The organism is Vagococcus elongatus (genome assembly GCF_003987645.1).
In the GTDB taxonomy this organism is placed as follows: domain Bacteria; phylum Bacillota; class Bacilli; order Lactobacillales; family Vagococcaceae; genus Vagococcus_A; species Vagococcus_A elongatus.
In genome coordinates, this window is sequence record NZ_NGKA01000036.1 from 1 (window position 1) to 13,756 (window position 13,756).

General features: G+C 33.6%; 11 protein-coding genes and 1 pseudogene. 8 read left to right on the forward strand and 4 right to left on the reverse strand.

Translation table 11 applies throughout. From position 1 onward, the window contains the following. Positions 1-860: transposase (locus tag CBF29_RS13220; RefSeq protein WP_148112415.1), on the forward strand; the 860-nt coding region annotated here is incomplete at its 5' end. A 72-nt stretch (positions 861-932) separates the two neighbouring features. Here the strand turns inward: CBF29_RS13220 and CBF29_RS13225 are convergent. Genes CBF29_RS13225 through CBF29_RS13240 form a run of 4 tightly spaced genes read right to left on the reverse strand, consistent with a single transcriptional unit; the run spans position 933 to position 6,567 of the window. Next, positions 933-1,832, reverse strand: a complete 900-nt coding sequence (locus CBF29_RS13225; RefSeq protein WP_126810179.1) for an ROK family protein — start codon at positions 1,830-1,832, stop codon at positions 933-935. Between the two features lie 7 nt (positions 1,833-1,839). After that, the gene (locus CBF29_RS13230; RefSeq protein WP_126810180.1) at positions 1,840-3,333 is read right to left on the reverse strand and encodes a response regulator transcription factor; all 1,494 of its coding nucleotides are present in this window, start codon (positions 3,331-3,333) and stop codon (positions 1,840-1,842) included. Between the two features lie 15 nt (positions 3,334-3,348). Further along, positions 3,349-5,100, reverse strand: coding sequence for a sensor histidine kinase (locus CBF29_RS13235; protein ID WP_126810181.1), 1,752 nt, complete (start codon positions 5,098-5,100; stop codon positions 3,349-3,351). A gap of 24 nt (positions 5,101-5,124) precedes the next feature. Further along, positions 5,125-6,567 carry a sulfatase family protein gene (locus CBF29_RS13240; protein WP_211334309.1) on the reverse strand — a complete coding sequence of 481 codons (1,443 nt, stop codon included), beginning with the start codon at positions 6,565-6,567 and terminating at the stop codon, positions 5,125-5,127. A gap of 308 nt (positions 6,568-6,875) precedes the next feature. On the opposite strand from CBF29_RS13240, the gene CBF29_RS13245 reads away from it, so the two are divergent. The 7 genes and pseudogenes from CBF29_RS13245 to CBF29_RS14315 form a co-directional block, all read left to right on the forward strand. After that, positions 6,876-7,934 carry an ABC transporter substrate-binding protein gene (locus CBF29_RS13245; RefSeq protein ID WP_126810182.1) on the forward strand — a complete coding sequence of 353 codons (1,059 nt, stop codon included), beginning with the start codon at positions 6,876-6,878 and terminating at the stop codon, positions 7,932-7,934. Between the two features lie 18 nt (positions 7,935-7,952). Continuing rightward, positions 7,953-8,753 carry an ABC transporter permease gene (locus CBF29_RS13250; RefSeq protein ID WP_126810183.1) on the forward strand — a complete coding sequence of 267 codons (801 nt, stop codon included), beginning with the start codon at positions 7,953-7,955 and terminating at the stop codon, positions 8,751-8,753. After that, a complete protein-coding gene (locus CBF29_RS13255) occupies positions 8,743-9,513 on the forward strand; it encodes an ABC transporter permease (protein WP_126810184.1) in 771 nt (256 codons plus the stop codon). The genes CBF29_RS13250 and CBF29_RS13255 overlap by 11 nt, the downstream gene beginning before the upstream one ends. Then, positions 9,498-10,289, forward strand: a complete 792-nt coding sequence (locus tag CBF29_RS13260) for an ABC transporter ATP-binding protein (protein WP_126810185.1) — start codon at positions 9,498-9,500, stop codon at positions 10,287-10,289. Before CBF29_RS13255 ends, CBF29_RS13260 begins: the two co-directional genes overlap by 16 nt. An 11-nt stretch (positions 10,290-10,300) precedes the next feature. Beyond that, entirely contained in the window at positions 10,301-11,047 is a 747-nt protein-coding gene (locus CBF29_RS13265) for an ABC transporter ATP-binding protein (protein ID WP_126810186.1), read from the forward strand. Positions 11,048-11,072: 25 nt separating this feature from the next. Continuing rightward, positions 11,073-12,563, forward strand: coding sequence for a sulfatase (locus CBF29_RS13270; RefSeq protein WP_126810187.1), 1,491 nt, complete (start codon positions 11,073-11,075; stop codon positions 12,561-12,563). A gap of 731 nt (positions 12,564-13,294) precedes the next feature. Beyond that, a pseudogene (locus tag CBF29_RS14315) lies at positions 13,295-13,756 on the forward strand (transposase); the annotation flags it as partial.

Below are 13,756 nucleotides of genomic sequence, written 5' to 3' on the forward strand. Positions count from 1 at the left end.
GTTACTCCAAAACAGATCCTGATGCCACGTTTATGAGGATGAAAGAGGATCACATGCGGAACGGGCAACTTAAAGCAGGCTATAATATTCAAATCGCGACCAATCAACAATATGTCTTAGCCTATGATGTCTTTCCGAATCCTACGGATACGAGAACCTTAGTCCCTTTTTTACAGACAATAAAAAACACCTATTTTAGTTTACCAGACTATATCGTGGCAGATGCTGGTTATGGTAGTGAAGAAAACTATGAAACGATTATGGATGACTTTGAAAAGATACCTTTGATTACGTATGGCATGTACCGCAAAGAAAAAAAGAGAAGCTTTAAAAAGAATCGTTTTAATCCTTTGAATTGGCAGTATGATGAGTTAAGAGATACCTATTTATGTCCCATTGACCGTGAGGTCCCGTTTAAACGTTATGCCACTCGAACAGATAAATATGGCTATCAACGACAATTGAAAATGTACGAATGTCTTTCTTGCGAAGGCTGTTCCGTTCGCTCTCAGTGTACAAAAACTAAGTCAGGGCGCAATAGAATGATTCAAAAAAACGGCAATTGGGATTATTTTAAAGCTTACGTTAAAACCCTATTGAAAGACAAACGAACTGGGAAACTATATGGACAAAGAAAAATAGATGTGGAACCAGCTTTCGGAAATCTGAAGGCTAATTTAGGCTTCACACGATTCTCCGTAAGGAGCAAAAACAAGGTAAAAAAAGAATTAGGTTTAGCATTTATGGCAGTTAACCTGAGAAAGTTAGCTGCTCATCAACGGACGAGCTTCTTAGATAGACAAAAAATAAGGAAACCAAAATCTTTTTATCGATTTTGGTTTCCTTTTTACTATTTTTGAGACTTATGGGTCAGCCTCCTCTTTAATAAAAAGATGAAAAACTGTCTCTTTTTGAAATAACTATCATTTTTTTTAAAAGACTGATAGTCCGGCACCAATCAAACCGGGCTCATTTGGAAATTTTGTTACCTTAATAATATTTAATAAGTGTTGTTGTTCATTAATAGTATACAAGCTTATTTCTTCCAAAATATTGTCCAGTAGGAAGCGATTATTGGTTACGACGCTCCCTCCCAATATTATTATATGGGGATCTAATATACAAGTCAGATTATAAATACTATAAGATAAATCAGATATAAAATTAGAGATAATTTTTTTTGCTAATGGATCTTTAAGAGCATATAGTCTAAATAATTCTTGCGTGGTAATTTTTTTACTAAAAGCTATTGATGCAGCTTCTGATAAAGCGGGACCTGATGCAACACTCTCAAGTCTACGTACTTTGCCATCCAATTGCCTTGTAGGGATAAAACTCAAACCTAATTCACCAGCAAAGCCATTCCCATGAAGGGGCTTTCCTCCTTTAATGATTGCCGAAGAAATACCTGTACTTATTGTGACATAAATTAGAATTTGTTTTTCTTTTGTTAATTCCGAGCTTAACCATTCTGCATTTGCAGCTTGATAGACATCATTTTCAATAACAATTTTCTTTAACTCTGGAAAAGATTCACTTAACCGGGAAACTATAGGAAATTTTTCCCAGGGAATATTATTTTGAAAAACAGCAATACCATTTTGAGAGTCAACTTTTCCGGGAATTCCAAGTCCCATTCCTACTATCTCGTCAGGTTTAGTTTTTGACTTTAAAAAAACTGCATTAATAGCTGATAAAACTGATTGATACATTGTTTCTTGATTATTTGTTTTACTTTGGACTTCAATCCTTTCAAGCACTTTTCCGTCTTCTCGAATTAATCCAGCAGCAATTTTAGTTCCTCCGATATCAATACCTATTGATTTTTTCATACTTTATCTAAATCTCCTTACGTAATTGCTTTCTTCTGTATTCAAAAGGGGTGCAACCAAATTCTTTTTTAAAAACTGTAGAGAAGTAGCTCACATTTGGATATCCAACTGACTCAGCTATATTTTGGACTTTATAATTAGAGTATTCCAACAATTTTCTCGCTTTATTTAGACGTACTTTTGTCAAATATGTACTATAATTAATTCCATTTTCATCGGAAAAAATTTTAGAGAAATATTCTTGGCTTAATCCAACATAAGAAGCGGTATCTTCTAAGCTTATAGGATGCATGAAATTTTCTTCAATAAATTTCATGCTTTCTGTAACATAACTATTTTTTTTAGAAGTAAGTTTCAAATCACCATCCTTGATGTGATTAGCTACTTTATTTATGGAAATTTCTAATTCACTAAATTTAGTAGATTTTGCAATTATTTTTTTTGCGGACATTATTGCTTTTAGCAATTCTGGATTCTTCGAGTAGCTTACTTCAATTGTATCCATGAGTTCCCAAAGTCTGTTTCTTACTTTTTTTAGAGGCAACACTTGAGAGTTATAGTAATAGGATAATAAGACTTTCAATTTGGTATACAGATTAATATTTGGAATCTCAAAGATATTTTCCTCCTTTTCATTTTTTCCGTCATTTTCTTTTTCGGTTGTCATTTTATTAAAAACCCTGTTTTCTTCTATATAAAAACTTAGTTCTAAATTATTTATAACATTAGGAATGTTTAGAGGAATGTTCTTGATATGTGAATCAGTTTCACTCATTGCAATCGGACATCCATTGATTTGGGCGATTTCATTTGCATAGTCAATCATAAGTTTTTCTCTTTCTTTATGTTGAAGATTTTCTGATATTTTTTCAATGTATATGTAAATTAAATCGTTATAATGGAATCCAAAGACGTGATTAATTGGATAGCTATTTGATAAATGAAAACCCTTAATCAAGTGATTGGTCCATATGGCAATGATAAAATAGTGATGGTTAGACCATTCGGGAACCTTTGATTTGAGTGAGTCAATTTCATCTTTATTTAAAATATTATTGTTTAATAATATTTTTCTATTGTGAACTTGAGAAAGACTTTTTTCAACAGAGTAATTCTGTTCTTTTTTGGACCGCGTTAAACTGTTTTGAGCTTTTATCAAAGCTTCTTGAAGAACTTCATTGTTCATTTCCGTTTTTAAAATATATTCATCCGCACCAATTCTTAATGCCTCCCGGGCTAAGTTGAACTCAGAATAAGCTGAGAGTATGATAATTTGAACCCAATCATTGTCTTGTCTTATTTTTTTTATGAGCTCAAGTCCATCCATTACAGGCATCTTTAAATCAGTAATTATAATATCTGGTCTAGTCTTATAAAATAAAGACAGAGCTTCTGAGCCATTATTAGCAGTTCCTATAATCTCAAAACTTTTCATGGCTTGAATAGAATAATTTAACCACTCACATATTAATTTTTCGTCGTCTACAATTAAAAGTTTCATTTGAATCCCCACATTTTAGATTTTATGGTTTGATAGAGGTAGTCTGATTGTGACAACAGTTCCAATATTTAATTCACTAGATATTGATAAGCCATATTTTTCTCCATAAAGTAATTGTATTCGAGTTTGTACATTTGAAAGTCCAATTGAATGAGACAGTGCATTTTTCTTTTGCGTAATCATCTCTATTTTTTTATTAGGCATACCAACTCCATCATCAGAAACTTGAATTTGAAGAGAGTAACTATTCAATTTTGAGGTAATAATAACCATACCAAATTCTTTTTTTGGTTCTATTCCATGAAAGATAGCATTTTCTACAATGGGCTGGAGGAGCAAGGCTGGTACAAGTAAGTCTTTTGTGTCTCGATCCAAATCAATTTCAAATTGTATTTTTTCTCCGTAACGAATTTGCTGTAGCATGATGTAACTTCTTACAGCTTCACATTCTTTTTCTAAAGTAATAAATTCTTGATTAACATTGAAAGTTTCTTTTGTTAATGTTGTAAAAGCTTCAAGCATTTCAATAGCTTCAGAATTCTTATTTAAATCAATTAAGCATTTTATTGAAAATAAGGTGTTATGAATAAAATGCGGGTTGATTTGGGACCGAAGAAATGCAAGTTCGCTAATTCTTTTTTGTTCCTCTTTTTCTATATTTTTACGAATTAATTCATTTAGATCTAAAACCATTTTATTAAAATTAACACCTAGGCTTTCTATTTCCTGATATCCAGAGACATCTGTCTGTACAGATAAGTCTCCTTTTTTGAGTTGATTTACAGTCTTGGATAAAGAGGAGATAGGAAGAGAAATTTTTTTTGAAAAGAAAACCGTTATTATTAAAATCGAAATATTGGAAATACAAGCGATAGTGAATATAAATATTTTAGTTCGATCCAAATCCTTATAAATTAGATTGGTAGGCATTTCTTCAATAATGAGCCATTTTGATTTTGAATCATAATAGCTGGTCAACAGATAATTTTCATTATGTTTATTGATAATATTGAAGTTATTATAGCCGTACAATTTTTTGAAATTTTCCAATCCGATGTATTTTTTTCCTAAAAAATTTTTGTGTGGATGAGCTACAACTTGTCCGGTATTATCAACGATATAGATTATTTCCCCGTTATTGATATGATCACTAAAAATATCTGAAAGCAATTCTTCGTGAATGCTGATTAAAACAACACCTAGAGCACCTTTTGTATCTGTTATTATTTTTGCCGCACTATATACGTACGTTGCCTTTTCTGGTGAAGTAAAACGATCATTGAAGCTGTTGAAATAAATTTTATTGCTGTTTGTTATTTTTTTATACCAGAGCTGCTGTGATAATTTAATAAAATCATTTTTTCCTCGCATATTAGAGGAATAGTTAAAGTTGTTTTTCCCGATTATAGTAATATCGTAAACCAGACCGATATCTTTGAAGCTGATATCATATTTTTTTTTAATTGTCTCAATATCAATCGTTAATAAATTTTTACCTTCTTTGGATAAATTTTTTTGCAAGCTAGTTTTGATTGTTGAATCGTTCGCGTATAAATTGACTAACGTATGAATGCTGTTATTAATCTGTACGCTTCTTTCGCTGATCTGATGTAGTGTGTCTACACGTGCTTCTCCTATTTTAGTTGCCAATATTTTTTCTGATTCTTTAAATATGATCAGAGCCACTAACCAAATTGTAATAGTGAAAATAGTACCAAATGTTATTAATAATTTGGTTTGAAGAGTATGACTTTTTCTTTTAATCATTGTTGCACCCCAACTCACCAGATTCTAGTCATAGTTATATTTTGGAGATTCCCTAATATAATCTTCTAAGATATAAGACTGTTTTCCTTTTGACCAATCTCCGGCAAGATTTTTTTGCCCTGACCCAAAAACACTCTCTCTGCTACCATCTATTTCAGGATTTGCATAAGTTAGAAACCATTTAGATAAATCTAAAGTCATTTCTTCAATAACTGATTGATAGTCAGGGTCAAAGTATTTATTGTCATTTTCATTAGGGTCGTATCTTAAATCGTAAAATTCATCAGGACCATAGGGATATCTTTTAATTAATTTAAAATCTTTATTCCGGACCATCCTGTTTGGACCATATTCATCTAAGATATATATGTGATTATTTTCCTCATCAATATCAAAATTTTCTTCATAAAGAGAATTAATGAAACTTTGCCCAGGCAAAGTAATATCGGGACTATCGGGAAGATTCACTAAGTCTAAGATAGTTGGTCGGATGTCGTAAGCTGATATAAGCTTGTCACTTACAATACCTTTTTTTATAGAAGGAGGATAGTTAATAATAAACGGCACCTTGACAGAAGTATCAAAAAGATTAATTGGGAAAGTACCGTTTCCTTTTCCCCAAAACCCATGGTGTCCACAACTGAAACCGTTATCACTAGTAAAGATGATTAGTGTCTCTTCGCGTAAATCAAGTTTGACTAATTCATCAATAATTCTCCCGATATTGTAATCCATTGCAGTGATTGAAGCAAAATACCCAATTAAATTTCCGGTAATATCTTGTTGTACTTCATGAGTTAAAAATATACTGTTTGGATGATTTTCCTTAGATTGTGGAACAGATTCAAAAAGACAATTTTTGTATAAATCAGTATACTCTTTTGGATGATTATCAATCCAAGGTGAGTGTGGTGCGGTGTATCCAATATGTAAATAAAAAGGTGTATCTTTATTTTCATTTACAAATTGGATAGCATCATCCGTAATAACATCAGTGATATAGTCTGTTTCCACATATAATTCTCCATTTTTGTACATTGGTGCAGCATAATAAGGGCCCGAACCAGATTCGTGGGCAAACCAGTGAGAGAATCCTTTTTGGGGTTTATGGCTAGCTCCCATGTGCCATTTTCCAGATAATCCACACGTATATCCAGCTTCACTTAGAATATCTACATAGGAATTTTGGTTCTCTAAATATTCGATTTTTTTTCTTTCAATTGTACTGTCTTCGAGCCAATCGTGAATACCGTGTTGAGAAGGAATTCTTCCAGTCAACATTGAAGCTCTGGCTGGTGAACATACTGGGGAAGTACAAAAAAAATTTTCGAAACGCACACCATTCTTTGCCAAACTGTCAATATTGGGTGTGACGATATCTTTGTTTCCTGCACATCCCAAAGCCCAAGCACCTTGATCATCAGAAACAATCATAACAATATTTTTAGGGGTGGAGTTTTTTTTCAAATCAATTAAATCCTTTCGCTATAGATTAACAATATTGCTTTATATTTGATGAAATGTTTTGAATAAAACACGATTAAATCAACTGTATTATAGCACAAACGCTTGACATAAAAAGAAAATCATAAAATATTGAAAGAAAAAAATTAAAATAATAAAAGAAAAAATAAAAAAATTACAAAAAAATGAAAACGCTTAAATAAAATGATTATATGATTAAAATAGTGAAAGACAAATCATTTGAAAGCGGATACTATGGAATTAACAATATTGCTTTAAAAAATGAAGGAAGTAAGAGGAGAAGATGGATAATGAAAAAAAGAAGCTTTAGAAAAATTTGGATGGTGGCTATGTCGGTTTTATTAATTTTCATGGCAACGGGTTGTGGAAAAAATAATGAAAAAGAGGAAAAAAAAGTTACTACGAGTTCTGGTGAAGAATTACCGGTTCTTCGGGTGGCAATTATGCCATTTGTAACAAGCTTGCCAACTGAATATATTGTGGAAAATAATTTGGATGAAAAAGCAGGATTTAAAATTGAAACTATTATGTTTTCTACAGGAGCTCCAATGAACGAGGCACTAGCTGCTGATGAGTGGGATGTCGGTGCAATGGGCGCTGCCGCAGTTACTGGAGTAGCAAATTACGACATGATGATCATTGGTGAGGTTTTAGAATCAACTGACGGACTTGCTGTTTTTACAAAGCCTGACTCAAAAATGGCGAAAGTAAAAGGAACTAATCCATCCTTCCCGTCAGTTTTAGGAGATGCTGATTCAGTAAAAGGAACAACTATCTCGTTACCTGTTGGGACTGCTCAACACTTTACTACACTAAAATGGCTGGAAAAAATCGGCTTAGAAGGAACAGATGTGAACATTGTAAATATGGAAACAGCACAGGCTTATCAAGCACTGCAGGCTGGAGAAGCTGATGCCACGGCGTTAAATGTCCCTACGTTCTTCGAAGCGGAAAAAGATGGCATGGTACAGGTTGGAAATTTAGCTGACTTGGGTACAAGATATGTAGACATGGTAGTTGCAAATAGAAAAGCAGTTGAGAAAAAAGAAGAATTACTTCAAAAATATATTAGCGTTCTTTTTGAGGCCAATGCAGCATTAGAAGCAGATAAAGAAGCAGCTGCTGAATTAATGCATCAGTGGTTGACCGATGTTGGAGCAGAAACATCACTAGAAAATTGTAAATCTGATTTAGAGAGGGTCTTTTTCATTTCTAAAGAGGATATGGGGGAGCGCACAATTGGAACATTTGCTAAAGAATTAGGAGAATTTTACGTAGATCAAGGTCAGTTGGAACCAGATGTAATTGATAAATTGGATAACAATGTAATTGATAAATTTACAAAGTGAGAAACGAGGAGAGTTTTCTTGAAAATTTTATTTAAAAAAAATAAGTATCGTTTAATATCCTTACTGTCACTTTTGGTAGTTATCTTTATTTGGATCTTTGTGACTGATATCTCACATGCTGTTTCCCCTTTGATACTACCAAGCCCAATAAAAGTCATTCAAACCTTTGTTTACAAGTTACAAGGTGGGACTATTCCGGACGGGGCATCCCTATTGAACCATATTGCTTCCAGCCTTAAAGTTGCTTTAGGAGGATTTTTAGCAGGAGTAATTATTGGTGTTCCTCTTGGAATAGGGATGGCTTGGAATCAGAAGTTTGAGCGAATTGCAAAGCCTCTTTTCGATTTGATAAGACCGATACCAGCGTTAGCCTGGATTCCACTAATGATTTTATGGTTGGGAATCGGTTATGCATCAAAGGTTGGAATTGTTTTTTTTGCTTCTGTTATCAGCGCAACGGTTAATTCGTATACTGGTATTAGGAGGACATCAGAAGTCCACCTGTGGGTTGCCCAAACATTTGGTGCGACAAGAAATCAAATGTTATTTAAAATAGCTATTCCAACGGCAATGCCGTTGATTTTTACAGGTTTAAGGTTAGCTCTGGGGTCTTCTTGGGTTGCACTAGTAGCGGCAGAATTAGTCGCTGCTACTAGTGGACTTGGTTACATGATTCAGATGGGAAGGATGCTTGGTCGCCCTGACATCATTATTGTTGGAATGTTAACTATAGGTGTTATTGGACTACTAATGTCAAAAGTTTTAGAGTTTTTGCAAAAGAAATTCGTTAAAGGTGGGAGGCTTGAAGATGAAAAGTGAAAAAAAGAAAAATATAATAGCTACTTTACTGACAATTGCGGGCTTTCTTTTGGTTTGGCAATTAGTAAGTATGGCAGTTGATAATGCAGCTTTTCTACCCAAAGCTTCAGTAATAGTTCTGGAATTTTTCAAAACTTTTGTTAATCCAGTTGGAAAATATACGATGACAATGCATATTCTAATCAGCTTATACAGAGTGGGAGTCGCTTTCATATTAGCTACTCTTGTCGGAATAATGATGGGAGTGGGCATGGGCTATTCAAAATTAGTTGAAGCGATTTTATATCCTTTGTTTGAAATTATTCGTCCAATACCACCTTTGGCGTGGATTCCAATGTCAATTTTATGGTTTGGGCTTGGAGATGCCAGCAAATTTTTCATCATATTTTTAGGATCTTTTTCATTCATCACGCTTAACACCTATGACGGGACAAAAAATGTTGACAGAGAGTTAATTGGAGCAGCAAGGATGCTAGGTGCTTCCGAAAGACAAGTTTTTTTCAAAGTAGTATTACCTTCATCAGTTCCTTACATTTTTGCAGGATTGCAGATTGCTGTTACTGCAGGGTGGTCCTCTGTGGTAGGTGCCGAAATGGTCAGATCAGATGAAGGTGTTGGATGGTTGATTGTTATGGGAATGAATAAAGGAAACACGATTCAAATCATGGTGGGAATGCTAGCAATCGGTATCATAGGCTTCCTTTTAGCACAATTAACGACATTGGTTGAAAGGAGGTTACTAGCATGGAACGATCAGTAAAAGAGTCTGTTTTGAAAGTTGAAAATGTTTCAAAAATTTTTTCCAGAGAGGAAGGTTCCTTTGGACAAAAAAAACTGGTCGAGAATCATGTCATTGATCAAGTAACTTTCGATGTTTATGAAAATGAATTTTTAGTGATTTTTGGACCTGGGCAAAGTGGAAAGACAACTTTGTTGAAAATGATGGCTGGATTAGAAAAAGTAACAGATGGGATTATTGAGTTTGGTCAAAAAAAAATCAGCGGGCCAAATCCACAATTGGGGTTTGTTTATCAATCTATTGCATTGTTTCCTTGGCTTACTGTAATGGAAAATGTAGAGTTCGGGCCTAAAGTAAAAGGGGAAGGGAAAGTAGAAAGGCGAGAAAAGGCCCAACACTATATTGAATTGGTGGGACTTGGTGGTTTTGAAGAGAGATACCCAGCTCAATTATCAGGCGGGATGAAACAACGGGTAGGTATCGCAAGAGCTTATGCTAATAATCCCAAAATATTACTGATGGATGAGCCTTTCGGAGCTTTGGATGCTCAAACTAGATATATGATGGAAGCAGAAATTCAAAAAATTTGGCAAAAAGAAAAAAGAACAGTAGTGTTCGTAACAAACAATATTGAAGAAGCATTGTTTTTAGCAGATAGGATTATTTTGTTAACTAATTGTCCAACTAAGATAAAAAGTGAATATCATGTTAGTTTACCCCATCCGAGAAGTTATGTGGATAAGGAATTTTTGAAACTACGTCAAGAGATAACGAATAATATGGACAGAACACTATGAGGAGGGTAACTATGAGTGACAAAGAAACTAAGGTTAAAGTGACAAATTTAACCAAAAAATTTGGTGATTTATTAGTTTTAGATGACATTTCCTTTGATGTTGGAAAAGGGGAGTTTCTTTGCATTGTTGGTCCGACGGGATGTGGAAAGACAACTTTTTTGAACAGTATCACACATTTATACGAACCAACCTCAGGACATATTCTGATTGACGGCAAAGAAGTGAATTTAAAAGAGCATAATATATCTTATATTTTCCAAGAGAATTCAACTATGCCTTGGCTAACCGTTGAAGAGAATGTACGTTTTGGTTTAGATATAAAAAGTATTCCTAGAGAAGAAGCAACTAATAGGGTATCAGAATATTTGAAGATAGTAGGACTTGAAAAGTATAAAAATTATTATCCCAACCAACTTTCTGCGAGTATGCTTCAACGAGTCGTTATTGCACGAGCTTTTGTGACGGAACCGGATTTATTATTAATGGATGAACCATATGGACAGCTGGATATTGAACTGCGCTTTAAGTTAGAAGATGAGTTATTAGAACTTCAAAGAAGAACCGGGACAACAGTAATTTTTATTACTCATAATATTGAAGAGGCTGTCTACTTAGGAGAAAGAATTCTAATTCTTACTAACAAACCAACAAAAATTAAAAGTAGTGTATTTGTTGATATGCAGCACCCAAGAAACATTGCTGATGAAGAATTTGTCGAGATACGTAATAAGGTGACTGATTTAATTAAGTGGTGGTAGTTTTTATGATGAAAGAGTGAAATAAATGAAAACAATTATGTTGATGTTTGATTCTTTAAATCGACATTTTTTAAGTCCGTATGGTTGTGACTGGACAGATACACCAAATTTCCAGAGATTGGCAGAAAAAACAGTCACATTTGATACTCACTATGCGGGAAGTCTCCCATGTATTCCTGCTAGAAGAGAAATGCATACGGGACGCTACAACTTTCTACATAGATCATGGGGGCCACTTGAGCCGTTTGATAATTCTCTGTTTGAAGTATTGAAGGGAAATGGGATTTATTCTCATTTAATAACCGATCACCATCATTATTGGGAAGATGGTGGAGCGACATATCATACACGTTATAATACTTTTGAGTTTGTTAGAGGTCAAGAAGCTGATAGGTGGAAAGCAGATGTTAAAGGAATTGTTGAACCCAAACATCTTGGGAATTGGATGGAGCAGGATGCAATAAACAGGAAATATTTAAAAGGTAAAAAACTACCATTAGATAAAGTTTTTTCATTGACCTTTGATTTTTTAGAAAAAAACAAGCGTTCAGAAGATTGGTTTTTACAAATAGAGTGCTTTGATCCTCATGAACCATATTTTGATAATGAAGAGAATTGTAGTTATTATCAAGATGGATTACGAATCCCATTATTCGACTGGCCTAATTATGACAGGGTATATGAAAGTGTGGAAGAAGTAAGCCATATCCGAAGTAAATATGCTTCAATGTTGAGTCTGATAGATAAAAAATTGGGCGAACTTATAGATTATATGGATAAGGAAGATATGTGGAAGGACACTGCATTAATTGTTAATACTGATCATGGCTTTTTATTGGGGGAACATAATTTATGGGCTAAATGCGTTCATCCTTTTTTTGAAGAAGTGTCTCATATTCCGTTGTTTATTTGGAATCCTGAACTTAAAGTTAAAAATGAAAGGCGCAATCAATTGACTCGCACAATCGATTTGGCGCCAACTATATTAGATTTAAATAAGTTAGAGAAACCTCCTCAATATCAAGGAAGTTCATTGAATAAAGTAATTTATGAGAATTCGTCTATATGTGACTTTGCGTTGTTTGGTATGCATGGGGCCCAAATAAATATAACAGATGGACGTTATGTTTTCATGAAGTCACCAGTGAAGAAAGACAACGTATTATTTAATTACACACTAATGCCAATGCACATGAAGAGTTTATTTACGTTTGAAGAACTTTTAAGAAGCCAATTATATAATTCATTTGAATTTACTGGTTACTTGCCAATTTTGAAAGTGCCGGTAATGCGAGAAGGAGATGGTCATGTTAATTTGATTGGTGATTATGAAGATCAACTATACGATCTGCAAATTGACCCACAACAATTAATCCCTGTCATTGATCCTGATTTGGAACAAATTTTTAAATTTGAAATGGCGAGGGAAATGGATGACAATGAAGCACCTATCGAACAATACGAACGTCTTGGATTAATGAAGGAATACAAAATAATTAATGAAGAATCAGATTAATATGAATTCGTTTTCTCTGAAAAAGTGTATTTGAAGGCAGTAAATTTATAATTGATACAAAAAAGCTGTTTGACAATGGTATTGTTGGTACAAAAAATGAATAAAAATTGATGAATCGGTAGAGAATTCTTCTCTGCCGATTTTCACTAAATGTTTTGCAAACCCTTCTGCTATGCGTAGTGCTCCAAATTTAGACTTTTTTGGAGTAGAGAAATCTTCTCCGATTTTTTATTTTATGCTGTTATTTTTGGTTAATAAGCTACTGGGCTTAAACCATCTAATTTTACTTTAATCCTGTTCTAATTATATTAAGGAATACAGATTTTCAATACCCCAAAACTATGAAATACTTAGCCATAATACATTTCTTGTTTAACTAAATCACAAAAAAATCCATGGGTGAATTATCTTAATAACTTTTTTTGGCGATAATTTGAAAGATTTGATTATTTTTTTTCTGTTATGAGTATGGACCTATTTGATAAGCTCGGCCATGTTCTGTGCGGAAGGCTCTTTGAAAGGACAATCATTGGAATTTAAGGACTAATTTATATTTGAGATTTAGTTTTATTAGGAGGGCATATTAAATTGAAAAAATGCTATACTTATAAGAAAATTATGATGGTTAGTTGTAAAATCAACTTAGCCACCCTAAAATAAATAAAAAACACCATGGTAAAAATTTCATATATCATTGAAGTATCCACCCAACAATGAAAGAAATTTTTATCATGGTGCAAACTAAGAATAACATACAAACATCAAGCTATAAACATCTTTCCTTTGAGGAAAGACAACTATTTGAATATTAGCACACTAAAGGTGTCTCTAATAGAGAAATTGGTAGACGGTTAAGACGACATCATCAAACTATCGATAACGAGCTGAAACGCGGAACGACCACTCAGATTAAAAAAAATAAAAAAGTTAAGCAACTTTTTTTGCTGACACAGGACAACCGAACTATAGGAAAAGTAGAAAACGTTGCGGTTGTCTATCTAAGTTAGTAAGTGCCTCTGATTTTATCAATTTTGCTTGCAAACAAATCATTGACTTTGTTGGTCGCCAGATGCCATTGTTGGTTTCATCAAGTCCTTGGGGACTTGGGAAAAGCCTATTGTATCGACTAAAACTCTATATAACTACATCGATAGTGGTCTTTTACCAGTAAGAAATCACCATCTTAAAATGAA

Bases quoted from the DNA above. Each gene is read 5' to 3' on its own strand.
- CBF29_RS13225 (WP_126810179.1), bottom strand. From the start codon at position 1,832: ATGAAAAAATCAATAGGTATTGATATCGGAGGAACTAAAATTGCTGCT.
- CBF29_RS13230 (WP_126810180.1), bottom strand. From the start codon at position 3,333: ATGAAACTTTTAATTGTAGACGACGAAAAATTAATATGTGAGTGGTTA.
- CBF29_RS13235 (WP_126810181.1), bottom strand. From the start codon at position 5,100: ATGATTAAAAGAAAAAGTCATACTCTTCAAACCAAATTATTAATAACA.
- CBF29_RS13245 (WP_126810182.1), top strand. From the start codon at position 6,876: ATGAAAAAAAGAAGCTTTAGAAAAATTTGGATGGTGGCTATGTCGGTT.
- CBF29_RS13255 (WP_126810184.1), top strand. From the start codon at position 8,743: ATGAAAAGTGAAAAAAAGAAAAATATAATAGCTACTTTACTGACAATT.
- CBF29_RS13260 (WP_126810185.1), top strand. From the start codon at position 9,498: ATGGAACGATCAGTAAAAGAGTCTGTTTTGAAAGTTGAAAATGTTTCA.
- CBF29_RS13265 (WP_126810186.1), top strand. From the start codon at position 10,301: ATGAGTGACAAAGAAACTAAGGTTAAAGTGACAAATTTAACCAAAAAA.
- CBF29_RS13270 (WP_126810187.1), top strand. From the start codon at position 11,073: ATGAAAACAATTATGTTGATGTTTGATTCTTTAAATCGACATTTTTTA.